Source organism: Tamlana crocina (assembly GCF_012037625.1).
The window spans coordinates 97,405-123,035 of record NZ_JAAVJS010000001.1; the positions used below are offsets into that span (position 1 = coordinate 97,405).

Here is a 25,631-nt window from a genome sequence, read left to right on the forward strand (position 1 = left end):
AACTAGCACTAAAAACCAAAAAGATATGATTAACAATAAAGTTTTAGCCATTGTTTTAGGAGGTGGCCAAGGATCTAGACTTTACCCATTAACAGATAAACGATCAAAACCAGCAGTACCCATTGCTGGAAAGTATAGGTTAGTAGATATTCCTATCTCTAATTGCATCAATGCCGACATCAAGCGTATTTTCGTTTTAACCCAATTCAATTCTGCTTCATTAAACAAACACATTAAAAACACCTACCACTTTAGCTTTTTTAGCAGTGCTTTTGTAGATGTACTCGCAGCCGAACAAACGCCCAACAATAAAACATGGTTTCAAGGTACGGCCGATGCGGTTAGGCAGAGCATGCACCACTTTTTAAACCACGATTTTGAATACGCGCTAATTCTTTCTGGCGACCAACTCTATCAAATGGATTACGACAAAATGATTGAGACCCACGAAGAGAGCGGTGCCGAAATCTCCATTGCTACCATTCCCGTAAACGAAAAGGATGCACCAGGTTTTGGTATCCTAAAAGCCAACGAAGAAGACATAATCACCTCTTTCATTGAAAAACCAGATGCGAGCTTATTACCAGAATGGACATCAGACGTAAGCGACGAAATGAAGGCTCAAGGCCGAAATTATCTAGCCTCCATGGGTATTTATGTTTTCAACAGAGGTTTATTGGAGAAATTGATGGACAATCCAGACACTAACGATTTTGGCAAGGAAATTATTCCGCAGTCCATTGAAAAACATAAAACATTAAGCTACCAATACGAAGGCTATTGGACCGATATTGGAACCGTAGACTCCTTCTTTGAAGCCAACTTAGGCTTGACTGACGACATCCCAAAATTCGATTTATACGATAGGACCAAGCGTATTTACACGCACGCCCGTATGTTGCCCACCACCAAAGTGGCCGGCACCTCTTTAGACCGTGCAGTAATCGCAGAAGGCTGCATAATAAGCGCTGCCAAAATTGAAAAATCGGTTATCGGTATCCGTTCAAGAATAGGAAAAGAATCTACCGTAATCAACACCTACATGATGGGTAGCGATTATTACGAAACCTTAGAAGACATAGAAAGTGAAAAAATTGAAATCCTAATGGGCATTGGCGAACGCTGTTTTATTAAAAATTGCATTCTCGATAAAAATTGCCGCATTGGCGATGATGTGAGAATTAATGGTGGCCCCCATTTAAAAGATGCGGAAACAGACACCTACTGCATTAAAGATGGTATTGTAGTGGTTAAGAACGGCGCAACCATCCCCAAAGGATTCATTATTTAAAAATATAATTTACTAAACCCCTTTCAATAACTAACCAAAAAATGCAAAACCAAAAAAGAGTAATCATTGATTATGTATCGCCAAGCGTTAACTGTGGTGAATTTTACATAAAACGTGTCGTTAACGAAATTGTTAATGTAGAAGCTCATATTATGGCCGATGGCCACGATGTTTTGGGTGCTTCAGTCTTATACAAGCACGAAGATGATAAAACTTGGAAAGAAGAGCGCATGCTACTTCGTTCTAACAACGAATGGCAAGCTGCTTTTTCTGTTGAAAAACAAGGCTATTACACTTATAAATTACAAGCCTGGGTAGATTATGCCCTAAATTGGCGCTATGGCCTTATTAGAAAAATAAATGATGGGCAACATGTGGTTTCAGAGTTACTGGAAGGTGCCGAACTTATTGAACCGTTATTAAAAACTGTTAATGCCGAAGACAAAAGCTATCTTGAGCATTTACTACACCTCTTTAAAAATGAAAGCCATTACGGCGAAGCCATAACCGAAGCTGCAAAAGACCGGTTATACAACATATTTTTTGCCAACCCTTCAAAAATATTGGCCAACGCCTCAAAAGACTATCAAATTTTTGTTGACAGAAAGCGCGCAAGATTCAGTACATGGTACGAGTTTTTCCCGCGTTCGGCATCACAGCAAGAAGGCGTACATGGTACCTTTAACGATTGCATCCCGTTAATGCCAAGGGTAAAGAGCATGGGGTTCAATGTGGTTTACCTACCACCCATTCACCCAATTGGGGAAGTAAACCGCAAAGGAAAAAACAACACCACCGAGGCTAAACCAGATGATGTAGGCTCGTGCTGGGGCATTGGCTCGCAACATGGCGGCCATAAAGACATCCATCCGCAATTGGGCAGTTTAGACGATTTTAAAGCATTGATCCAAGCGGCAAAAGACAACGACTTAGAAATTGCCATGGATTACGCCCTACAAGCCGCGCCAGACCACCCTTGGGTAAAAGACCACCCCGATTGGTTTAAATGGCGACCCGACGGCACCGTGCAATACGCAGAAAATCCGCCGAAAAAATATCAGGACATCCTTCCTATTTACTGGGAAAGTAAAGATTATAAAAACCTTTGGAACGAGTGTTTGGATATTTTAATGTATTGGATTGATTGTGGTATTAAGATTTTTAGAGTGGACAATCCGCACACCAAACCATTTTATTTCTGGAATTGGATCATTTCAAAAGTAAAGGAAAAGCACCCCGATGTGATCTTTCTGGCCGAAGCCTTTACGGCTCCTAAAGTGATGCAGCAATTGGCAAAACAAGGCTTCACACAGTCGTACACGTATTTTACATGGCGCGAAAGCAAGTACGACCTCATCCAATACGTTGAAGAGTTGACCACAACCGAGCTAAAAGAATACATGCAGCCCAACTTTTGGCCCAATACGCCCGATATTAACCCTTACCATTTACAGGGCGCCAACGAATCCATGCACATTATACGTTATGCCTTGGCGGCAACGCTTAGCTCGTCCATAGGTATTTACGGACCTGTTTTCGAGTACATGATTTCAGAACCGTTACTTGGCAAGGAAGAGTATTTAAACTCTGAAAAATTCCAGTTCACGCATTACGATTGGAACATAAAAAACAAACTCACCACCTTAATTGCGAAAATAAATTATATCAGGAATCTTAACGAGGCATTGCAACAAACCAATAATATTAAGTTCTGCCATATCCAAAACGATAATTTAATCGCTTTTTACAAGTGGAACCACGATAAAACCAATGAAATATTTGTGGTAATCAGTCTCGATTCGCACCACTCCCAGCAAGGCACCGTACAAGTGCCCCTGCATGATATTGGTGTGAACCACGGACACAACATTGAAATGCATGACTTGATAACCGATAGTCGCTACAATTGGAACCACGAGTGGTGCTATGTAGAGTTGCACCCCACCATGCCGCTTCATATTTTTAAGATAAACAAATAGTATGTCTAACAGTGTTTCAAAATCTTCGGTACAACCTGTTTTCGTGAGCGCCAAGCCATGGGAAGCACTGTTGGACCATACCGATTTTGTAAAAACATTTTTGCTAGATGTATTGCAAAACTATATTGTAGAGCAACGCTGGTACGGCGGAAAGTCAAGCCAGATGAAATACATCGAACTGGCCGAATATTTCAAGATACAGCAAGATGGCGAAATCTATTTCGGACTTATTTTGGAAGTCAATTTCGTTGAGGCCTTTTATCAGCATTACTTTTTGCCCATTGCCTTTGTAACCGACGAAAATTTCGCCAAGGAAAATCGTATTCTACCTATTGAAATCAACAACCAAACGGGGTATATTATTGATGCCACGCACTTGGAAGCCTTTAGGAAATTGGTTTTTGAGCGCATTGCCACCGCCGAGCCTAAAGACACTACAAAAGTACAGTACCATAAAAGCCATTTGTTTAAAAATTTGACTTACGAATCGTCTCGATTCATGGGCTTGGAACAAAGCAATACCTCGTTGGTATATAATGAAAAATACGTTTTAAAATTTTTCAGGCGCATTTTCGCCGATAAAAATCCCGACTACGAAATGAGTCGGTTTTTATCGGAAAAAAAGGAATTTAAAAACACTCCGGCGTATTTGGGCAGCATCAATTTGGTCGATTCCAATTCGGCAAACATCACCATTGGGTTGATGCAAAAAATGATTCCGAATGAAGGCGATGCCTGGGAATATATGCTGAAAGAACTGCACAAAATCTTTTCAAACATCGAGTACAAAAACATCCATATTGATGCCCTACCAAACACCGAATTGTACCAACGTCTAAAAATCAAGGACATTCCGGCCGAGATTATCGATTGGGCAGGGCTAAACATTTTTACCCAAGTACGCACCTTGGCCAAACGCACCGCCGAAATGCACATCGCATTGGGCTCAGAGTTTGAAGAAACCGCTTTTACGCCAACCCATTACAACAACGATTACACGGTATGGCTCAAAAACAAAATGCTTTATCAATTTCAAAACCGTTTAAACACCATTGAAAACAACCTCCATAAATTGGAAGATATCGCTTTAGATTTGGCCAATGAGTTTTTAGACAAAAAAAACCTCATCAGGAAGCGTTTTCTCAATTTCGATTGGACCAAATTAAAAGGCGAGCGCATCCGCATACACGGTGATTATCACTTGGGGCAAATCTTGGTAAAAAACAACGATTTCTACATTCTCGATTTTGAAGGCGAGCCCGAAAGCACCATTCGCGACCGCACGGTAAAACAACCGCCTCTTAAGGATGTAGCAGGGTTGTTCCGTTCGTTCCATTATGCTATTTATGCCAACGTTTTCAATAATAAAGAGCAGTACAAGGCCTCTTTAGAGCAGCTCTTTAAAGCCTCCGAAATACTGTATCGTTACATAACGGGACTGTTTTTGGGCACTTACGTTACGGAAACACAAAACGCCAACCTCAATTTAGGCTACAACCAAGAGCGCATTTTCATCTTAAAATATTGTCTGCTTGAAAAGGCAATTTACGAGTTGGGTTACGAGCTCAACTCGCGCCCACAGTGGGCAGCAATCCCTTTAAAGGGTATTTCTAATATTATAAATCATTAAAATATATGGCACAAGTAAAAGTTCACAGTTTATTTACAGAATTCGACATCAATCTTTTTAAGGCCGGCAAACACTACAGGCTTTACGAAAAATTTGGTTCGCACCTCGTTACCGTTGATGGCATTGAAGGCGTTTATTTTGCCGTATGGGCACCCAGCGCCAAGCAGGTTTCTGTAGTTGGTGACTTTAATTTTTGGATGGAAGGCGAACACCAACTTAACGTAAGGTGGGACTCCAGTGGTATTTGGGAAGGTTTTATTCCGTTAATAGGAAAAGGAACCAAATACAAATACAAAATACAAAGCCATAACAACGATATAAAAACCGAAAAGGCGGATCCTTATGCGAGAAGGTGCGAGCATCCACCCAGTACCGCATCCATTGTTTGGGACGACGGCTACAAGTGGAAAGACAGCACTTGGATGAAAAAACGAAAAAAACACAATGCTTTAGATGCCCCATACTCGGTTTACGAAGTGCACTTGGGCTCGTGGAAAAAGCATGTTGAAGAAGATCGTTTTTTATCGTACTACGAACTGGCCGATGAGTTGGTAGATTACGTAAAGGAAATGAACTTTACCCACGTAGAGCTCATGCCCATTATGGAATATCCTTACGACCCGTCTTGGGGCTATCAAATTACGGGGTATTTTGCCCCCACATCGCGCTTTGGCTATCCTGAAGAATTTAAATATTTAATCGATAAATTACACCAAAACGATATTGGGATTATTTTAGACTGGGTGCCATCGCATTTCCCGGAAGATGCGCATGGATTGGGCTTCTTTGACGGCTCGCACCTTTACGAACACCCCGACAGGCGCAAAGGTTACCACCAAGATTGGAAAAGTTTGATTTTTAATTACGAACGCAACGAAGTACGCTCGTTCTTAATCAGTAACGCCATTTTTTGGATGGACCAGTTTCATGCCGATGGCCTGCGTGTTGATGCCGTAGCCTCGATGTTGTTTTTAGACTATTCTCGCGAAGATGGCGAATGGGAACCCAACATTTACGGAGGTCGCGAAAACTTGGCCGTTATCAGTTTCCTAAAAGAATTGAATGAAGAAATTTACGCCTCCTTCCCCGATGTACAAACCATCGCAGAAGAATCGACGGCATTCCCTATGGTATCGCGACCCACTTTTGTTGGCGGCCTCGGTTTCGGAATGAAATGGATGATGGGCTGGATGCACGACACTTTGGAGTATTTTGCCAAAGACCCCGTGTACCGAAAATACCATCACAACGAAATTACGTTTAGCTTAGCCTATGCTTTTACCGAAAACTTTATGCTACCCCTTTCGCATGACGAAGTAGTATATGGAAAAAACTCTATTTTAGGACGTATGCCTGGCGATGAGTGGCAGCGTTTCGCTAACCTCCGTTTGCTGTATGGCTATATGTTTACCCATCCCGGAACGAAACTTTTATTCATGGGTGGCGAATTTGGACAGTACAACGAATGGGATTTCCAGGAGAGTTTAGACTGGAATCTATTGGATTTTAAACCCCACCAAGACACCAAAAATTATTACAAGGCACTCAACAAATTCTATAAAACGACACCCGCATTGTTCGAAAAGCCCTTTACAGGCGAGGGCTTTGAATGGATAAGCTATGACGACCACGAAAACTGTGTTATCTCATACATCCGTAAAGGCTACAAAGCCGAAAACAATGTAATAGTAGTGTGCAACTTAACGCCAACGGTAAGGGAAAAATACCGCATTGGTGTTCCTGTGAAAGGAAAACTGAAAGAAGTGTTTAACAGTGACTTAGAGGAATTTGGCGGTAGTGGCATTTCTAATGGGAAAGCAATCTGCATTAAAAAAACAGCCTGGAACGGCAAAGACTATTCTGCCGAGATAACATTGCCCCCACTGGCAATTACCGTTTTTGAGTTCAAATCCTAAAAAACTAAAGCTTTTGTCCTTGATCATTAAAACTTCTAAGGGCAAAAGCTTCTTCACCGGGCTTCGTATCAAATATTTATACAGTAAAACGCTCTTTTTTGTAATAAATGATTGGTCGCGACAATACGTAAATTCACTCAACCCAACACCCATTGTACATTCGACAAGTATATGACTGAATATTTGAGCATTACACAAATTTCTTATCAATTTTTTAATAAAATTAACTGCTGAATAATTTTTAAAATTAGTACTTTCGAACATTATTATACACGCATAATATTATGATTTTAAACACCGAATTAGAATATAAAGGAAACCTGTTTCCTTCCAAAATAATAAAATACGAAAAGAACCTTAACGTACTGTCTTTCACCACAGAAAACGGCGTAAAACTTGAAGTTACCGTGCGCCGCGACAGTATTCTTCGTTTTAGGTTTACCACTACTGGTATTTTTGACAATGATTTTTCGTATGCTATTACAAAATATGCCAGCCGTGGTTACAACCACTTGGAAGTTACTGAAGATGACGATAATTACATCATTACCACTTCAAAACTCATCTGCCATATTTCTAAATTAGACTTGCGTACAGCCATCTACGATGCCAAAGACAAAAGTTTAATTTGCGAAGACGAGCTGGGCTTCCACTGGGAAGAAAGCTACGAGTTTGGTGGCGATGTGGTAAAAATGTCGAAAACCGCACAGCCCGGAGAAAGCTATTACGGATTGGGCGACAAACCTGTAGACAATAACTTAAAGGGCAAGCGTTTTGAGAATTGGGTAACCGACTCGTATGCTTATGGCCGCGATACCGACCCCATTTATAAAACCATACCGTTTTACACGGCATTGCACAATAAAAAATCGTACGGTATCTTTTTCGATAATACCTTCCGTTCGTATTTCGATTTTTGCAGCGAACGTCGAAACATCACCAGTTTCTGGGCCCACGGTGGCGAAATGAACTATTATTTCATCTACGGCCCCGACATGTCGGAAGTCGTGGCCAATTACACCGATTTAACCGGAAAACCTCACGAAATGCCGGCGCTTTGGGCTTTGGGCTACCACCAATGTAAATGGAGTTATTATCCAGAATCGAACGTAAAGGAAATCACCGCCAAATTCAGGGAGCTTAAAATTCCTTGCGATGCCATTTATTTGGATATCGATTATATGGAAGGCTTTAGGTGTTTTACGTGGAGCAAAGAATATTTCCCAGACCCGAAACGTATGGTCAAGGAATTGGCCGATGATGGCTTTAAAACCATCGTGATTATCGACCCAGGCATTAAAATCGATATGGATTATTCGGTATTCAAGGAAGGACTTGAAAACGACTATTTCTGTAAACGTGCCGATGGCCCATATATGAAAGGAAAAGTATGGCCGGGCGAATGTTATTTCCCCGATTTCACAAAACCTGAAGTACGCGAATGGTGGTCTGATCTTTTCAAGGAATTGGTTGAAGATATAGGCGTTAAAGGCGTTTGGAACGATATGAACGAACCCGCCGTTATGGATGTACCGGGAAAAACCTTCCCTGACGATGTACGCCACGATTACGATGGCAACCCGTGTAGCCACCGTAAAGCACACAACATTTACGGTATGCAAATGGCACGCGCTACTTACCAAGGTTTAAAAAAATTCTCTTATCCAAAACGACCTTTTGTAATCACTAGGGCAGCCTATTCGGGTACACAACGCTATACCTCGAGTTGGACCGGCGATAACGTGGCCACTTGGGACCACTTAAACATTGCCAATTTACAGGCACAGCGTATGGCCATGTCTGGATTTTCGTTTGTAGGATCGGATATTGGCGGATTTGCCGAGCAACCCAATGGCGAACTGTACGCGCGATGGATTCAATTGGGTATTTTCCACCCGTTCTGCAGAACGCACTCCTCGGGCGACCATGGCGACCAAGAACCTTGGGCTTTCGGAAAAACCATAACCGATGTGGTGCGTAAGTTTATCGAGCTGCGTTACCAACTGCTACCGTACTTGTACACGGCGTTTTGGCGCTATGCCGATGAGGGTATTCCAATTTTAAAATCGTTGGTACTTTACGACCAAGAAGATTCGCAAACCCACTACCGAAACGATGAGTTTATTTTCGGTGAAAAGATATTAGCATGTCCCGTTAACGGACCCAACCAAAAAGGAAGACGCATGTACATTCCGCGAGGCCAATGGTACAATTTCTGGACCGATGAAGTGGTGAAAGGCGGACAAGAAATTTGGGTAGATGCCGATTTAGACAGCATGCCTATTTTTGTAAGCGAAGGTGCCATTATCCCTAAATACCCCATACAGCAGTATGTGGGCGAAAAAACCATCGACGAGCTTATTTTAGATGTGTATTACAAAGAAGGCAAGGAAGAATCGATGGTGTACGAAGATGCCGGTGATGGTTACGACTACATAAAAGGGCGTTACAGCTTAAGAAACTTTAAGCTGCACGGTAAAAAGGACGAACTGATTATTCAGCAACACAAGTCTGGAAAATATGTAACCACTTATAAAACCTTTAAATTGAACTTGCACGGCCTGCCGTTCAAAATATCTAAAATAGAGGTTGACAATGTGGAGATTCCGTTTGATCAACTTAAAATAGATGGCGAGAATTCGCTAACCTTAATTAAGGAATTTACAGAATTGCATATTATGGCTTAAACCCCGTTGCAAACACATAGTAAAAAAACCTGCTTTTTAGCAGGTTTTTTTATGCCTAAAAGTAAAAGCGTCACTCTGTTTGTAAGAAATATTTTTAATATTGGTTTGTTGTGTCTATATTTATCTCTTTAATTTGAGTTGGACAAACGTTATTGGGTTTTTCCAGATCGTTGGAATTAATTAAAAATTGAAGACAAAAGCATTTATATATTTTGATGAGTTTGGAAACTCACACCTCGATACAGAATCGAAAAAGGGAACTTTTTCACATTTTATATATACAGCTTTTGTAATAGACGGCAAGGATTTAGGAAAAGCGAAGGAAATTAGAGAAGAACTCTCCAAAAAACATAAACAAGGTTCTCCACTAAAATCAAGTAAACTGAATATTGACAGTCGACTCTCAATTATATCAAAACTTAAAGAAGTTCCCTATGGCATTTTTAGCCTTGTAATTGACAAACGTAAAATCGAGAACAAAAATTTAGAGGATAAAACCGTGTTTTATAAGTTTTTTCAGCGTCTGTTTTTAACTCAGTTCGTTGAAAAATACGAAAGTTTCGAAATTTATTTTGACAAACTTGGCAGCCAAAAATTCCAAAATAGCCTTAAAAATTACATTTCGAATAGAGTTTTTTCACCTACTCTCTTTAATCCAGATAGAAAGTATGTAATTGCTGATGACAAATTTGAAGAACCGTTAATTCAACTTGCTGACTTATTCTCGGGTTCGGTTGGAAAAATTTATTGCACAAGCCATAAGGATAAAAATGCTGATAAAATTTTTGAAGCCATAAATGAACGTTTATTTGTCGATTTTTTTCCAAATTCTACGTCTCAATATTTAGGTAAGTACAACAAAGAGCTGGATATCTCAGATAAAAAGGTAGCAAAATTATGTCTCGATATAGTACAAAAACAATTAAATCAAAATAACATCTCCATTGAGGAATCAGAACTTCTCAGACATCTCCTATTGGTATTTAAAACAGACCCCTATAGACTTGCGGAAACACATGATTTGGTCGACATAATTAAACGAGTACATCCAAAAGCAACCGTGGAATACATAAGAGAAATAATTTCTTCACTTAGGTACAAAGGAGTGATAATAGTTAGTATTGAAGGCAAATATGGTTACAAAATACCAAATAAAAAAAATGATTTAATTGGTTATTACAATAGATACCTAAAAAGTATTATTCCTATGCTTAAAAAAATGAAAATCGCTAATGATACTATTAGAAAAGAGCATTTTGATATTGATATTTTCAATGAACATGAAAATCTTCACCTGATTCAAAAATTTATCAATATTCTAGAATACGAAAAAATAGAATAGACAAATGCCAACATAACCTATAAGCAATAGCGCCCTACCGGACGCTTCTGCTCATAGCCCAACCGCTAGGCAAAACTCACTACAAATATAACGCTCAAAATCAACCCTAAAATATACCATAGTTTGACAATGAAAAAACTTACCGAAACAATTACTGATTACGCTAAAGAATTTATTAATTCTGAAAATGATTGGTACAGCTGGAGAGAAATTAACGAAAAAAAACTGCCCACAGGAATTGAATTACCTATTGGTAACCAATACTTTAAAAATTTAATTTTAAAACAAGAACTAAATAACAAATGGCAAAATTCTGATAGCGACGAAGAAAAAAACGAATTAATTAAATATTATATCACTACTTGGGGAGGAATTCACACTAATAGCCAAGATTCTATGAATGAATATTATAACTTATCGGCAAATGAATTAATCCAAAAAGGGAAAAAAGGAATTGCATCTTGGTCTAAAGCCATTGTAATTCATAACCCAAATAAATACGCCATATTTGACGCTAGAGTTGCAATTTCATTAAACTGCATTCAAAAATTATACAATATTGATGATAAAATTTTATTTCCTGTTTTGTCGAGCAGAAATAAAGTAGTTGCCAAGGGAAACAAACTCATCAAAGAAACTGCAAAAAACGAAAAATGGGAAAAAGCAAACGAAGATATTTTCTATAACCAATATTTAAGTATTCTTGAGAAGGTTGCGCAAGAATATAATACTAATATTTCTACTGTTGAAATGTTATTATTTGCTAAAGCTGAGGAATTAGTAGAATTAACATTTAGTTTAAACTAAAAAACTTTGCCCAAAAACAATAACCGTCGCAAAACCCCAAAATCTATCAAAACAGAATAAAAAAAACGCCCTCAAAAAGGGCGTTCATTATTTTTAAAAGTTTATCAAAATCAATCTTCCTTCGCTACCGGTGTTTCGGCTGTGGGTACTTTTTCAACATCAAAAGGTTTTCCTAAATACACCAATTGGTAGCCTTCTTCAATAGTTTTTACATCCAGATTAAAGGAAGAGATAATGTGCAATTCGCCCTTTTTGTCTTTGATAAATAGCGGGATGATATCTTCATCGTTATTAGAAATCTTTATCAGTTCCTCGTAATGTGCCTTGTCTTCCAAATCAATTTCTTGGATAGACGGATGCTTCCGCGCCAGTTGAATCAATCGGCTAAAATCGTCTTTATGCGAAAATAGGCCACCTTCGGGGTTGTTGGTATCGTCCTGCATTTCTTCGGTGGTTACCAGCCTAAACGAGCCGTTTTCACCAAACTGTTCGCTGAACTTGTTTATGGCATACTTGTTAATATCGGGGTTGGCAGTAAGTGCCATTAAATAGCCCATATCGTTCAGTTCGATGTTATCCATTAACGTATCGGAATAAATATCGGTGGTAATGGCTTCCAAACTGAGCTCTTTGGCTTTTTCAATATTCTTTTCGTTACTATCGATAAGCACCACGTGCCTGCCGTTCATTTCTAAATAGTGCCCTAATAATCGTGACACTTTTGATGCCCCAACAATTAAAATACCTTCGGACTTTTTAAGGAACACACCCACCAATTTGGCAAACAATCGGGCCGTGGTGGCGTTTAACAATACCGTGCCCAGCACCACCATAAATACCATGGGCGTAATGTACTCGGCACCTTCAACACCTTGCCTAATCAGTTTACTACCAAACAGCGAGGCAATACCTGCAGCCACAATACCTCTTGGCCCTACCCAGCTTATAAATAGCTTTTCTTTAATTTTTAGTTTAGAACCTTGGGAACACACAAACACGGCCAACGGACGAAGTATAAAAACGATGGCCGCAAACAATGCAGCGGTTTTCCAGGTGTAAAGCAAGGTTAAATCTTCATAGTTGATGTTGGCCGCCAATAAAATAAACAATATTGAAATGAGCAGAACGCTCAACGATTCCTTGAAATACAATAATTCTTTGATGTTGTCCAGTTTACTATTACCCAAAACCATACCCATCACCACAACGGCTAAAAGCCCCGATTCGTGAGCAAAAATTTCAGATTCTACAAACACTAAAAGCACTGTGGATAGTGACACCACGTTGAGCAAATAATGTGGAATAAGTTTTTTGTTTATGGCAAACGCTAAGGCATGAGCAAAGGTAAACCCGAAGGTGGTACCAAAAAGAATGATCTTCCCGAACTCGATAAGGGCGGTTTTGGTGAAACCGCTATCGCCTTCCACGCTAATAAACTCGAATACCAATACGGCTACCAAAGCACCAATGGGGTCGATTAAAATACCTTCCCATTTTAATACGGCCGAAATATCTTTTTTAAGCGGAATGTTTCTTAAAATAGGCGTAATTACCGTGGGGCCGGTTACTATTATCAATCCTGCAAAAAGAAAGGCCAAATCCCAACTGAGTCCGAAAATTTGATTGGCCAAAATACCGCCACCAAAAAAGGTAATGGCCGCACCAATGGTAATCAATTTGGTAATTACGGGGCCTACGGTTTTTATTTCGGAACGCTTTAAAGTAAGGCCGCCCTCAAAAAGAATCACACTAATGGCCAACGACACAAAATAGTAGAGTCCGTCGCCCGGAAACAATCCATTTTTTCCATTCCAAACCGGTTCAATCCATTTATTGCCGTCTTCACTTAAAAACTCGGCTGCAATGGGCCCTACCAACAAGCCGATTAATATTAGAGGTAAAATAGCGGGAATTTTAAATTTCCAGGCCACCCACTGTGCCAATATTCCCAATATAATGATTCCAGCTAATTCTAACATACACGAAAATACATCTATTAAAAGTGACTAATTTAAGTAAAAACAGATGATTTTAAAGGTTTCTAGTCATTTTTCAAAATGTTTGTTTTTAGAAACACTGGATTTAAGTCATCTATGCCATTTGTTGCTTCACTTTAAATTTCTTTTTGAGCTGTTCCACAATAAAAATCAGTAAAGCACTGGCCCCAAATAACGGAAATAAAATGCCCAATAAACAAACAAGAGCCACCAAACCATAACCAACCTTGAATTTTGAGGGCACTTTTGGCGTACCCCAATTTCCTTCTGGTTTTCGTTTTAAATAAGACACTAACGCCGCTATGCAAACAAACGCTAACAGTACCGCTACGGTTAGCATAAGCACAAAGTTCCAAGTGCCAAATTGCCCTTGATGAAAGGCCATAAACCACATGCGGCCACGCATAAGTATCCCCACGTCTTCCCATTTGTGATGCATAATTTGTTTTCCTGAATATTGGTCTATGTACAAGCGCTGCTGTTGGTCTAAATCAAAAGTTTCGTTATAAATAATATATACACCTTGTGGCCCCTGTGGCAGCCCAATATGCAACTCGCCTTTTAAGTCTTTTGTTTTGGCTAAAGCAACGGCTTCATCTAAAGAAAAAATACTATTTGAAACGGTTGAATTAACCCCACGACCATTCCATGTTCTAGGAAAACCGGTATTGGTCAGGTCTTGAATGGCTTTAAAGTTACCACCAAAAACATCGGTCCAAGGTAATCCGCCAGCAAGCGTCATTAACAACAGTACCGAAATCCAAAAGCCTAAAACGGTGTGCAAATCTCTGAAAAGGGTTCGTTTTCCCTGTTTAAACCGAATGCTAAAAAAGCCTTTTAGTCCCGCTTTTTTGCTTGGCCAAAACACGTAAATACCGGTGATGATTAAAACGACCATCCAACAGGCAATAAGTTCGACAATTTTAGTGCCGAATTTCCCTAAAAGGAGTTCGCCATGCAGCTTTCTCACTGTATGCATATCGGAGTCTTTCGGACTGATTTTACCTGTTACTCCCCCTTTGTACGGATTAACGTAAACGCTCTGTTTATGGCTAAACCTCCCCGAAACAAACTCGGTAGCTTGGTTGGGTGATGAAGGCACAACCATAGCGGTGGGCTGCTTTTTAAATTCGGCTTTGGCCAACCCCAACTGTTCTTGAAAAGAAACCGCTTCGCCTTCAACCTTTACTTCTTTTATGTGCTTTTGCTTGGGGGCATCATAATTATCCTTAAACAAATAAACCCCTCCGGTAATGGCCAACAAAATCACAAAAGGCAAGGACACCAATCCGGCAATAAAATGCCATTTCCAGAACCATTGGTTTAATTTTCTGTTTTTCATATTCAAAATCATTTAAAAAAAGGACTGTCTAAAAATCAATAAACAGTATTAATAGGCAGCCCTTTAATAACATTAAAAATTGTACTTAACCCCTAAGTGGAACGCTCTCGGGTTCCCAATAGAGTAGCTATTCTGTCTAGAATAAATATTGTAACTCGCTCTTGGGGAATACAGCTCATCAAAAAGGTTTAAAGCGTGCAGCCAAACTTCAAACTGCTTAAATTGGTACGACACCAATGCGTTGAATATGTTATGGCCTTTGTAAGTTCCAGTGCTGAAAGTACCGTCGTTATTATCAATTTGATTTTCAAAACTGGTATTGTACTTCCCTACCAGCTCGTGGGTAAGGCTCAAGGCCAAATTATTTAGTGATCTGGGTTTGTACATTATTTTTGAAGTCCCCATAATATTGGGGGCGGTTTCCCTATCGGTATCTGAATAATCCTCTCCGCCTTCAAAAAACTCAACATATCGGTGTTTTGAAAAACTGCCGTTATGGCTGATGGTTAACGTTTCAAAAGGAAAATACTTCACACCGTATTCAATACCGTAAGATCTGGTTTTTCCGGCATTGGCACTGAAAAATTCATCGTTTGCATCCCTCAGGGTTACCAAAGTATTTTTGCCTTCCAGTAGATACAAGGCCATATCGACCGTTAAGATTTGTGGTACACTAAAATAGGTGCCTATTTCAAAATTGTTGTAGTTGCTGGGTTTTAAATCGAAAACCTCATCGCCCACGCCCACAAAACTGTTTCTGTACAAGGTAGAAGTTTGTGGCGGTGTAAACCCGTTGGAATAGTTGGCATAAAGCCCAACTTGTTTTGAAAAATTATAATTGGCTCCCAATTTTGGTGAAATGTTGTTATAGTGATTTTTTGAATCTTTTGGGCCTGCCACACCATCCAGTAAATTGTTGTACGCATAGTTGAAACCATCATACCTCAAGGCTGCGGTAAGTTTTAAATCTGCTGTGGGATTGATTTCATATTGAAAATATCCGGCGTAGTTAAAAATATCGCCATCATAATTTAAAATATAATCTCCCGCATTTAACGTAAAGTCGGTGTTTTGTCCGGTTTCGGTGTTTACAATAACATCGATGGATTCGGCTTGGTAGCGCTGCGGAGAATAATCGGCAGAAGCTCCAAAAATCAACGAAGAATTAGCAAAATTAAAATCCGTTTTATGCTGAATTAAGCCTACATAACTGTAAAACGTATTGCTGTTTAACTCGCCGCTTCCAAAACCCGTTAACTGACCTTGGTTTCTAAATTGCCTAACACGGTACGAAGGGTTTTGATCCATACCATTCTTTCTAAAAATAGCATTGAAAACCGTTTTGTTGTTATCGTTCCATCGTTTATCGAGGGTACTTCTTAAACGAAACGCAAAGGCTTCGCGCTCGGTAAAAGTTTGGTCGCTTTCGTAATTTCCGTTGGAATAATCGGCCTCGCTTAAAGAGCCCGTCATGTCCGAACGGTAATCAATAATATCAAAAACATTAACCCAATCAACCGATGGCGACAAATGGTTAACGTTTTTAAATGTCAGTGCGAATTTTTCGTAATCGCTATGCTCAATGGGGCCGTTTTTACGCTGTACATAGTGCGTGCCGATATAAAAGCCCACCTTATCGTTGGGGTAAGTTGATGCTTCGGCTTCATAACGGGTTAACCCCATATCGTTGGTTTGAAAACCCAAATGTCCCGAAAAGTCACGCGTTGGATTTTTGGTGATAAAGTTAAAACTGCCGCCAATGGCCTCACTTCCGTAAATACTAGATGCCGGCCCTTTTAAAATTTCAACCCTACTGAAAGATACGTCGTTCATTTCCAAAAGGGCATTGTGGTTAAATACTGCCGTGGGACGTATGGGCAAACCGTCTTCAACAAATAAAAACAGTGCTTTTGTAGAAATGGGCGAGCGTACTGCCATCATGTGTTGCTCATTGCTAACCGCTCTGGAAGTGGACATAAAAACCCCAGGTACATTGTTTACCAATTGATCAATACCAAAGGCTTTGGTTTCGGCAATGGCTTTAGCATTAACTACCGAAATTGAGGCCGGTACTTCCTTTCTTTGCTGGACTTCCCTACTTGCCGATATTACGATTTCGGACAACACCTCATCACTTTCCTTTAATTTGATGATGTTGTTTTGGGCAGAAAGCAATATTTCTGAATTGGCAAAGCCCATAAACTTTACAATAACGGCACTCGTGTTTTTTAATGTTATTGAAAAATGCCCTTCAACATTTGAAATTACTGCGTTATTGGGGTTTAATTTAGATTGAATGGTGGCTCCCGCCAATGGTTGATTATTTTGGTCAACAACTTTTCCTGAAAATTGTTGTTGCGCAAAACCACATATACTTGCCATGCACATAACAAGCATTACTATTTTGTTCATTTTTTCTTTTTTTATGTGTAGTGTAACAAGCTAAAGCATAAGGTGAATTTAAGGTTGAAATAACAACCCAAGCAACCTTAAAAAAACGTTTAGCTTTATTCCTTTTAGGTATACCAAATCCTACCTCATTTTGCTTGATTCAAAAAATAAGATTTGTAATACAAATTGAAAAATGGGTTACACGCGGGGAGGTGGGTCGATATGATCTCGAAACAAAGAGAAAAACGTATTGGAATAGTTCCAGTTTTCCGTAACTAAATCTAAAGCTGGATTAAAAATATTAGCAGTACCATAATCCTGAAAATATACAGGTACAAAAGCCTCAAAAATGGAATTTACGTATGGCGTTTCATCATTATCAGAAACATTGCCCATTAGTTGTGTTGCTAAATGGCACTTACCATTACATTTCAGTTCTGGTTCTTCTTTATTGATACAGTAAGTTTCTATGATATAGTCTAAGTTCAACTCAAAATACGCGACATAGCCAATGTTATACAAAGGCCGCATAACTAAAGAAAAGAGTAAAATGTATGAAAAAAGCGTTTTCAATTACTGAACTAAAAAATAATCGCGCAAAGTTATGCAAAACACTCTTAATTTCAAGGTTCTCTTTAGAATTAATTCCTCAGATGGGACAACTTACTTTACTCTAATCAAAACGGAAAAAAATAAGGAATTACAAAAGATGCCGCCAACCAAATGAGTAAGTTTAATGGCGTTCCCATTTTTAAAAAATCGACAAATTTATAGTTTCCGGGCGCATACACCATAGTATTTGTAGGGTAGCTCATAGGTGTCATAAACGTTAGCGAACAAGCAAACATAACGGCAACCAAAAACGGCCGTTCACTAACCTGCATGCTTTGGGATAAATTAATAACAATAGGCACCAACAAAGCCGCTGTAGCCTTACTGGAAATTAAATTGGTTAAAACCAATGCCGATAAATAAATAATAGCCAGAGTAATATGGGCACTGTACTGGCCCAAAGTGGTCATGATATAATGGGCAATTAAAGTCGCCCCTCCTGTTTTTTCTAAAGCTGTACCCATGGATAGGACTCCGGCCATCATAAAAATAACCTTCCACTCCACAACTTTATAGGCTTCAATGGGCTTTAAAATACCTAAAAGTACCATAAGTAAAGCGCCAACCATGGCACTAATTAAAATGGAGGTGATATTTAGCGAGGCCGCCAAAACCACACCAACACCAATTACAACCGCCGGAATGGCCTTTTTGTAATTGGTTTTCTTCTTTTCGTATTCCGAAAGTTTAACGATTAGGTTTTGAGACACCAAACTGTTTATTTCTTCGTTTTCGCTTAGCATTAATAGCATATCGCCTTCATTTAAGGTAACGCGCGTGAGTTTATCGTACTTAACCTCGCCACGTTGCCTGATGGCCACAACAGAAGAATTGTATTGCCTCCTAAAATTAATTTCTTTTAGTGAACTGCCCGCCAAACTCGAGCCGAATGGGATTATGACCTCGTACAAATTAAACGATTTGTATTGGTCTTCGGCCTTTTTCATGCGTTTGTTACCCTTTACGCTATAGCCTTCCATACTCAGCAGTCGCGACATCGTTTCAGGCGGAACAAGAATTTTTAAAATATCGCCTTCCAAAATTTTGGCATTCTTTCCGAAGTTATGCTTCAAAACACCATTGCGCAAAATGGACAGTATATTAACATTGTAATCATTAACCAAAATCGACTTGTCGATAAGTTCGCCAATATCTTTGCAATTTTCCTCTACATACAGTTCGGTAATGTAAGTTTCTGCCTTTTTGGTAAACTCTTCGTTATCACCCCTATTTTTAGGTAACAAAAGAGGGCCAACAATAAACATATAAGTAAAGCCCACAGCCAAAAGGCACAATGCCGCACCACTAAACTCGAACATCCCAAACTCGTCAACGCCATATTTTTTTGCGTAACTGCTCACCAAAATATTGGTGGAAGTCCCAATTAACGTACAGGTGCCCCCAAAAAGAGCGGCAAACGAAATGGGCATAAGTAAACGGCTTGGCGTAATATTGGTTTCCCTGCATACTGTAAGGGCAATTGGCAGCAACAAAGCCACCACGGCCGTATCGTTTATAAAGGCGGAAAACACCCCAGAAATACTACAAAAAACGACCAATGCCACACTGTAGTGTATCTTCGCCAGTTTAATAATGCGATGGCTTAACCCATCTAAAACACCCGAACTAAAAATACCACCACTAACCACAAAAATGCAACCTAAAGTAATGGTAGCCGGATGGTTAAAACCCGAAAAACCTTCTTCTGGGCTCAATACACCAACCACAATAAACATGGCCATAATTAAAATGGAAGTGGTATCTATAGAAAAGTAATCTTTCACAAATAGAAACGCACCAACCAGAATAATGGCAAAAGTGATTAAAATATCCATTTTTTCAACTTTTTAGAAGACTGTTTTTCACTTTTAAATGTAATTCATTTTTTATGCGTTTCAAAAATAATCTTACGCACAAGTGTTAAAATAAAGCTATAATTCTGTTATTCTTTAATCCTTTTAGTAATTTGCATGACTTAAAAAATTTCAATGCAGTTATACCCCATTAACGCAGGAAACTTGAAACTTGACGGCGGTGCCATGTTTGGTGTGGTACCCAAATCGTTGTGGAACCGAACCAATCCGGCCGACGCCAACAACATGATTGATATTGCTACACGATGCTTGCTCATTGAAGACGGCAACCGGTTGATACTCATCGACACGGGAATGGGCAACAAACAATCGGATAAATTTTTTGGCTACTACTACCTGTGGGGCGATTTTGATTTAGACTCGTCGCTAAAACAATACGGTTTCCATCGTGATGATATTACCGATGTGTTTATGACCCACTTGCATTTTGACCACTGCGGCGGAAGTATTCAGTGGAACAAAGACAAAACGGGCTACGAACCGGCATTTAAAAATGCCCGTTTCTGGACCAATAAAGACCACTGGCAATGGGCCACACAACCCAATGCCCGCGAAAAGGCTTCCTTTTTAAAGGAAAACATTTTGCCCATGGAAGAGAGCGGCCAATTGCATTTTACTTCTCTTCCAAACGGAAATACACTTGAAAATTCGGCCTTAGGCTTCGATATTTTTTTTGCCGATGGGCACACCGATAAACAAATGATTCCGCTTATTACTTATAAAGGCAAGACCATTGCTTTTATGGCCGATCTATTGCCAACCGTTGGGCACCTGCCCCTACCTTATGTTATGGGTTACGATACGCGGCCGCTATTAACCCTCGACGAAAAACAGAAGTTTTTAAGCCTTGCTGCCGATAATAATTTTTACCTGTTTTTAGAGCACGATGCCCATAACGAAATCATTACCGTAAAAAACACCGAAAAAGGCGTAAGACTCAATGAAATCTATACCGCCCAAGAGATATTCAATTTATAACATAATAGACTAATTCAAATAACAACAATGAAAACAATAAAAACACTTGTTGCGCCACTTTTTATATCAGCCCTAATCTTTGGCTGTGGAAGTACTGCAGACATCATTTCTACACCTGTTGAAAACATCGACTCCTCACCCTTAAAAGTTTCTGAGCTTACTGAAGCCGAGGCCCAAAATTGGGGGCATTTGGATTTGGTAAAAGATACCATTCCCGGAATGAGCGTTGATAAAGCTTACGCCGAATTAATCAAAAACAGAAAAGGCAAAAAAGTAATTGTTGCCGTGCTCGATTCGGGTATCGATATTGACCATGAAGATTTGGATGACGTGATTTGGACCAACAAAGACGAAATTCCGAATAACGGCAAGGATGACGACAACAACGGATATATTGACGACATTCACGGTTGGAATTTTTTAGGTGAAGGCTACAACGAACAATTGGAATATGTTAGAATTCTAGCCAGTGGTGATACTAGCCATCCTGATTATGCCCGTGCAAAAGCAGAATACGAAGAAGAGTACCAAAAATGGTTGGGCAGAAAACAGCAGTACGACCAAATTCATCAGCAAATAAAGCGTGCCGATGAGGTACTTTCCGGACATTTGGGGAAAGACAACTACACAAAAGAAGACGTAAAAGCCATTGAAAGCAATGATGAAACCGTAAACCAAGCCAAGCAAATGGCCGAATATATGTTTAGCAACGGTATGGACTCCATGGCCGATGCGATTGAAGAAATAGAAAGCGGCTTAAAATCCATTAACGATAGGCTAAACTATAACTTGAATAAAGATTTTAAAGGTCGTGTAACTGGAGACGACCCAGACAATTTTTCAACAAAATATTACGGCAACAACAATGTTAAGCATTCAACTAAAGACGAGAGCCACGGTACACACGTTGCCGGCATTATAGCTGCCGAACGCAACAACGGCTTAGGCGCCAACGGGGTAGCCAACAACGTGGAAATCATGGCCGTAAGAACAGTACCTAACGGCGATGAGTACGATAAAGACGTGGCCTTGGCCATTAGATATGCCGTAGATAACGGCGCCAAAGTTATAAACGGAAGTTTTGGGAAAAGCTTTTCGCCTCATAGCGATTGGGTTCGTGAGGCTATTGCCTATGCCGCCAAAAACGACGTGGTGTTTGTTCACGCTGCGGGCAACGACAGCAAAGATGTTGATGTTGAACCCAATTATCCAGACGATAACGTTAACGGCGAAGAAATATCAGATACTTATATTAGAGTAGGTGCCTTGGCCCCAAAATACGGATCACAAATGGTAGCTTCCTTTTCTAATTATGGTAAAAACAACGTCGATATTTTTGCCCCTGGAGCAAAAGTATATTCAACCACCCCCGAAAACGAATACGCCACAAAAGGCGGCACCTCAATGGCTGCTCCAGCAGTTGCCGGAATTGCAGCCTTAATCCGTTCGTATTTTCCGGATTTAACAGCGGCTCAAGTCAAGCAAGTTATTTTGGATTCTGGATTGGCTATTAACACTAAAGTTATAGTTGGAGGAAACACCAGCGATATTCGTCCGTTTGCCGATTTAAGCAAATCTTCAAAAATGGCAAATGCCTACAATGCCTTGATTATGGCAGCGAAAATGTCGAAATAATTACTAATTTTTTAAGGCTGTTCAAAATCATTATTTTAATTTGAACAGCCTTAATTTTAATTTCAATATTTATGAATCGAATTTATATTTATATACTTTCTTTTACCCTTATTTTTTCCTGTGGAAGTGCTTCTGAAATAGTAGAAACACCAACTACAGCAGCGGCACCCGAGGCTCCAGCTATATCTCCACAGGCCAATCCTTGTTACTGGCAACAGCATGTCGATTATAAAATGGAAATTGATGTGGATGTTGATAACTACACCTATCAAGGCAAGCAAACCTTGGTATACACCAACAATTCTCCAGATGCTTTAAACAAGGTGTTTTATCACCTTTATTTTAACGCCTTTCAACCCGGTAGCGAAATGGATGTACGCTCGCGAACCATTGCCGACCCGGACGGGCGCGTAAAAGACCGCATCAGCAAATTGAAACCCAACGAAATTGGTTTTATAAAAGTGAATTCGTTAAAGCAAAATGGGGTAGAATTGAATCACGAAACCGTGGGTACTGTTTTAGAGGTTGATTTAAACGAGCCTATTTTACCCGGCGAAAGCGTTACCTTCGATATGCTTTTTGATGCTCAAGTACCTGTACAGATTCGCCGTTCGGGAAGAAACAATAAAGAAGGCGTAGCTTTATCGATGGCACAATGGTACCCCAAAATGGCCGAGTACGATTATGAAGGTTGGCACGCCCACCCTTATATTGGTCGTGAATTTCATGGTGTTTGGGGCGATTTTGATGTTAAAATCACCATCGATAAAAATTACACCGTTGGCGGTACGGGCTATTTACAAAACCCTAACGAAATCGGACACGGTTACCAAACCGATACTTTAAGACAACCCAACACCAAAAAACTCACATGGCATTTTGTTGCGCCCAATGTGCATGATTTTACTTGGGCTGCCGACCCCAACTATATCCACGATACGGTACAAGTTCCCAATGGGCCAATGCTGCACTTTTTGTACAAAAGCACCATGCCTCAAGAAAAACTTAACAATTGGAAAAAACTACAGCCCAAAGCTGTGGCATTGATGCAATTCTTAAGTGAAAATATCGGGCAGTACCCTTACGAGCAATATTCCATCATTCAAGGTGGCGATGGCGGTATGGAATACGGTATGTGCACGTTAATTGTAGGTGAAGGCAATTTTGACGGACTATTTGGTGTAACGGCTCATGAAATGGCGCACTCGTGGTTTCAATTTTTGTTGGCCACCAACGAATCGACCAACTATTGGATGGATGAAGGCTTTACCGAATATTTTGGAGAAAAAGCTGAAAGCCATATTTTCAACAAACCGTTTGAAAAATCAGTTCAAAAAGTATACGATGTTTACAACTATTACGTAAACTCGGGTGCCGAACAATCACTTACTACACATGCCGATCGTTTTAATTATAACCGTTCGTATTCCATATCGGCATACTACAAGGGTTATGTGTTTTTAAACCAACTGGCTTATGTTATTGGCGAAGAAAACCATAAGCAAACCATAAAACAGTATTTTAAAGAATGGGCATTTAAGCATCCTACACGTACCGATTTTATTCGCGTGGCCGAAAAAGTATCGGGGCTGGAACTCGATTGGTATTTAAACGATTTTACGCGAACCACGAACACCATCGATTACGGAGTGAAATCTGTTGAAGACAAAACCGTTACTTTAGAGCGCATCGGACTCATGCCCATGCCAATCGATTTAACGGTAACTTACACCGATGGTACTTCTGAAGATTTTTACATCCCGTTGCAAATGATGCGTGGTGAAAAACCAACCGAAGCTACAATTATAAACGACTGGGCTTGGGCCTACCCAACCTACAGTTTCGAAACATCAAAAACTGTAAAGTCGGTTGAAATCGACCCCAAAAACATGATGGCCGATATCAATTCAGAGAATAATAAAAAGTAAGTTTTTACTATTATGTCAGGTTGAGCGCAGTCGAAACCTAATTGAAATCATTTTTTTCTAAGACCTTTCGTCTTTTGTTTATCTTGAGCGAAGCAGAAAGGCTCAAGGTGACAACAGAATTTTTAAATAGAATTCACATTATCAAAAGGCTTCCCTTTTAATCGGGGAAGCCTTTTTTAATGCATAAATTTTAACACCCAAAGCATCTCTCCCGATAACTATCGGGAACAACTGCTCATGCTTCACAGCACTCGATGTGACGTAACGACCATAAACGTAACCATTGATCAAAAGTAAGTTTCTTCGTCAGTTCGAGTGATTTTTGAGAAACGAAAAAATCGTATCGAGAACCTTTTTAAGACATAAACTTCTTTTTAGCTAAATTTGGAAGTTTGTCAAATTCATTATTGATTAAAGCTTCCTTTTTAGCTCTTGACCATTTCTTTATTTGCTTTTCAGTTTGAATAGCTACATTAATATTTGTAAACTCAGCATAATACACTAATTCAACGGGCCTGCGGTTGTATGTGTAACTCTTCTTATATTTTCCTGAGTTATGTTTAAATATTCTTTCGGTTAAATTGGATGTTATTCCTGTATAATAGGAGTCATCAGAACATTTTAAAATGTAAACAAAAGACAATTTCATAGTTAAATATAATAACTTCTCGATACAATTCCTCATGCTTCGGAATCACTCGAAGTGACGTAAGGGTCTTCGGTTTATCACGTGCGTATCGTTGGATCCTGTACTGAAGGTCTTTAAAAAGACATCTCGATACACTGCTCATACTTCGCAGCACTCGATATGACGCAACGATCATAAACTTAACGATTGGCCCAAATGGAGTTTTCCCGTCAGTTCGAGTGATTTTTGAGGAACGAAAAAATCGTATCGAGAACCTTTTTAAGACATAAACTTCTTTTTAGCTAAATTTGGAAGTTTGTCAAATTCATTACTTATTAAAGCTTCCTTTTTAGCTCTTGACCATTTCTTTATTTGCTTTTCAGTTTGAATAGCAATATTAATATTTGTAAATTCAGCATAGTACACCAATTCAACGGGCCTGCGGTTGTATGTGTAACTCTTCTTATATTTTCCTGAGTTATGTTTAAATATTCTTTCCGTTAAATTGGATGTTATTCCTGTATAGTAAGAGTCATCGGAGCATTTTAAAATGTATACAAAAGACAATTTCATAGTTTAAATATAGTAACTTCT

17 protein-coding genes are annotated in these 25,631 nt (G+C 39.5%); 10 read left to right on the top strand and 7 right to left on the bottom strand.

Annotated features, from left to right (window positions below; genetic code table 11):
- Positions 1-25: 25 nt before the first annotated feature.
- The 7 genes from HC176_RS00455 to HC176_RS00485 all read left to right on the top strand — a co-directional run bounded on the left by HC176_RS00455 (position 26) and on the right by HC176_RS00485 (position 11,652).
- Positions 26-1,291, top strand: a complete 1,266-nt coding sequence (locus tag HC176_RS00455) for a glucose-1-phosphate adenylyltransferase (RefSeq protein ID WP_167916213.1) — start codon at positions 26-28, stop codon at positions 1,289-1,291.
- A gap of 41 nt (positions 1,292-1,332) precedes the next feature.
- A complete protein-coding gene (locus HC176_RS00460; RefSeq protein ID WP_167916214.1) occupies positions 1,333-3,270 on the top strand; it encodes an alpha-1,4-glucan--maltose-1-phosphate maltosyltransferase in 1,938 nt (645 codons plus the stop codon).
- Between the two features lies 1 nt (position 3,271).
- A complete protein-coding gene (locus tag HC176_RS00465; protein ID WP_167916215.1) occupies positions 3,272-4,900 on the top strand; it encodes a trehalose synthase in 1,629 nt (542 codons plus the stop codon).
- Between the two features lie 5 nt (positions 4,901-4,905).
- Positions 4,906-6,816, top strand: a complete 1,911-nt coding sequence (gene glgB, locus HC176_RS00470; protein ID WP_167916216.1) for a 1,4-alpha-glucan branching protein GlgB — start codon at positions 4,906-4,908, stop codon at positions 6,814-6,816.
- 284 nt (positions 6,817-7,100) lie between these two features.
- Positions 7,101-9,503 (top strand): glycoside hydrolase family 31 protein, encoded by a 2,403-nt coding sequence (locus HC176_RS00475; protein WP_167916217.1) that lies wholly within the window; start codon positions 7,101-7,103, stop codon positions 9,501-9,503.
- 187 nt (positions 9,504-9,690) lie between these two features.
- Positions 9,691-10,845 (top strand): DUF3800 domain-containing protein, encoded by a 1,155-nt coding sequence (locus tag HC176_RS00480; protein ID WP_167916218.1) that lies wholly within the window; start codon positions 9,691-9,693, stop codon positions 10,843-10,845.
- 129 nt (positions 10,846-10,974) lie between these two features.
- Positions 10,975-11,652, top strand: coding sequence for a hypothetical protein (locus HC176_RS00485; protein ID WP_167916219.1), 678 nt, complete (start codon positions 10,975-10,977; stop codon positions 11,650-11,652).
- 110 nt (positions 11,653-11,762) lie between these two features.
- Here the strand turns inward: HC176_RS00485 and HC176_RS00490 are convergent, their stop codons facing one another.
- The 5 genes from HC176_RS00490 to HC176_RS00510 form a co-directional block, all read right to left on the bottom strand.
- Positions 11,763-13,631, bottom strand: a complete 1,869-nt coding sequence (locus HC176_RS00490; protein ID WP_167916220.1) for a cation:proton antiporter — start codon at positions 13,629-13,631, stop codon at positions 11,763-11,765.
- A 112-nt stretch (positions 13,632-13,743) separates the two neighbouring features.
- Positions 13,744-14,991 (bottom strand): PepSY-associated TM helix domain-containing protein, encoded by a 1,248-nt coding sequence (locus HC176_RS00495; RefSeq protein WP_167916221.1) that lies wholly within the window; start codon positions 14,989-14,991, stop codon positions 13,744-13,746.
- A 72-nt stretch (positions 14,992-15,063) separates the two neighbouring features.
- A complete protein-coding gene (locus HC176_RS00500; RefSeq protein ID WP_167916222.1) occupies positions 15,064-17,403 on the bottom strand; it encodes a TonB-dependent receptor in 2,340 nt (779 codons plus the stop codon).
- Between the two features lie 177 nt (positions 17,404-17,580).
- On the bottom strand, positions 17,581-17,913 hold the full coding sequence (locus HC176_RS00505) for a hypothetical protein (protein ID WP_167916133.1): 333 nt from the start codon (positions 17,911-17,913) through the stop codon (positions 17,581-17,583).
- A gap of 146 nt (positions 17,914-18,059) precedes the next feature.
- The gene (locus HC176_RS00510) at positions 18,060-19,829 is read right to left on the bottom strand and encodes an SLC13 family permease (protein WP_167916223.1); all 1,770 of its coding nucleotides are present in this window, start codon (positions 19,827-19,829) and stop codon (positions 18,060-18,062) included.
- 153 nt (positions 19,830-19,982) lie between these two features.
- Here HC176_RS00510 and HC176_RS00515 point away from each other — a divergent pair, with 153 nt between their 5' ends.
- The 3 genes from HC176_RS00515 (at position 19,983) to HC176_RS00525 (ending at position 24,409) form a co-directional block, all read left to right on the top strand.
- The gene (locus HC176_RS00515) at positions 19,983-20,846 is read left to right on the top strand and encodes an MBL fold metallo-hydrolase (RefSeq protein WP_167916224.1); all 864 of its coding nucleotides are present in this window, start codon (positions 19,983-19,985) and stop codon (positions 20,844-20,846) included.
- Between the two features lie 27 nt (positions 20,847-20,873).
- Positions 20,874-22,481 carry a S8 family peptidase gene (locus HC176_RS00520; protein ID WP_167916225.1) on the top strand — a complete coding sequence of 536 codons (1,608 nt, stop codon included), beginning with the start codon at positions 20,874-20,876 and terminating at the stop codon, positions 22,479-22,481.
- Positions 22,482-22,552: 71 nt separating this feature from the next.
- Positions 22,553-24,409 (top strand): M1 family metallopeptidase, encoded by a 1,857-nt coding sequence (locus tag HC176_RS00525; protein WP_167916226.1) that lies wholly within the window; start codon positions 22,553-22,555, stop codon positions 24,407-24,409.
- A gap of 355 nt (positions 24,410-24,764) precedes the next feature.
- Here the strand turns inward: HC176_RS00525 and HC176_RS00530 are convergent, their stop codons facing one another.
- Together HC176_RS00530 and HC176_RS00535 are read right to left on the bottom strand one after the other, a co-directional pair.
- Positions 24,765-25,058, bottom strand: a complete 294-nt coding sequence (locus tag HC176_RS00530) for a GIY-YIG nuclease family protein (RefSeq protein ID WP_167916227.1) — start codon at positions 25,056-25,058, stop codon at positions 24,765-24,767.
- Between the two features lie 258 nt (positions 25,059-25,316).
- Positions 25,317-25,610 (bottom strand): GIY-YIG nuclease family protein, encoded by a 294-nt coding sequence (locus HC176_RS00535; protein ID WP_167916228.1) that lies wholly within the window; start codon positions 25,608-25,610, stop codon positions 25,317-25,319.
- Positions 25,611-25,631 lie beyond the last annotated feature (21 nt).

Coding starts and splice junctions, on each gene's coding strand:
- HC176_RS00455 (WP_167916213.1), top strand. CDS start 26: ATGATTAACAATAAAGTTTTAGCCATTGTTTTAGGAGGTGGCCAAGGA.
- HC176_RS00460 (WP_167916214.1), top strand. CDS start 1,333: ATGCAAAACCAAAAAAGAGTAATCATTGATTATGTATCGCCAAGCGTT.
- HC176_RS00465 (WP_167916215.1), top strand. CDS start 3,272: ATGTCTAACAGTGTTTCAAAATCTTCGGTACAACCTGTTTTCGTGAGC.
- glgB (WP_167916216.1), top strand. CDS start 4,906: ATGGCACAAGTAAAAGTTCACAGTTTATTTACAGAATTCGACATCAAT.
- HC176_RS00475 (WP_167916217.1), top strand. CDS start 7,101: ATGATTTTAAACACCGAATTAGAATATAAAGGAAACCTGTTTCCTTCC.
- HC176_RS00485 (WP_167916219.1), top strand. CDS start 10,975: ATGAAAAAACTTACCGAAACAATTACTGATTACGCTAAAGAATTTATT.
- HC176_RS00490 (WP_167916220.1), bottom strand. CDS start 13,631: ATGTTAGAATTAGCTGGAATCATTATATTGGGAATATTGGCACAGTGG.
- HC176_RS00495 (WP_167916221.1), bottom strand. CDS start 14,991: ATGAAAAACAGAAAATTAAACCAATGGTTCTGGAAATGGCATTTTATT.
- HC176_RS00500 (WP_167916222.1), bottom strand. CDS start 17,403: ATGAACAAAATAGTAATGCTTGTTATGTGCATGGCAAGTATATGTGGT.
- HC176_RS00505 (WP_167916133.1), bottom strand. CDS start 17,913: ATGCGGCCTTTGTATAACATTGGCTATGTCGCGTATTTTGAGTTGAAC.
- HC176_RS00510 (WP_167916223.1), bottom strand. CDS start 19,829: ATGGATATTTTAATCACTTTTGCCATTATTCTGGTTGGTGCGTTTCTA.
- HC176_RS00515 (WP_167916224.1), top strand. CDS start 19,983: ATGCAGTTATACCCCATTAACGCAGGAAACTTGAAACTTGACGGCGGT.
- HC176_RS00520 (WP_167916225.1), top strand. CDS start 20,874: ATGAAAACAATAAAAACACTTGTTGCGCCACTTTTTATATCAGCCCTA.
- HC176_RS00525 (WP_167916226.1), top strand. CDS start 22,553: ATGAATCGAATTTATATTTATATACTTTCTTTTACCCTTATTTTTTCC.
- HC176_RS00530 (WP_167916227.1), bottom strand. CDS start 25,058: ATGAAATTGTCTTTTGTTTACATTTTAAAATGTTCTGATGACTCCTAT.
- HC176_RS00535 (WP_167916228.1), bottom strand. CDS start 25,610: ATGAAATTGTCTTTTGTATACATTTTAAAATGCTCCGATGACTCTTAC.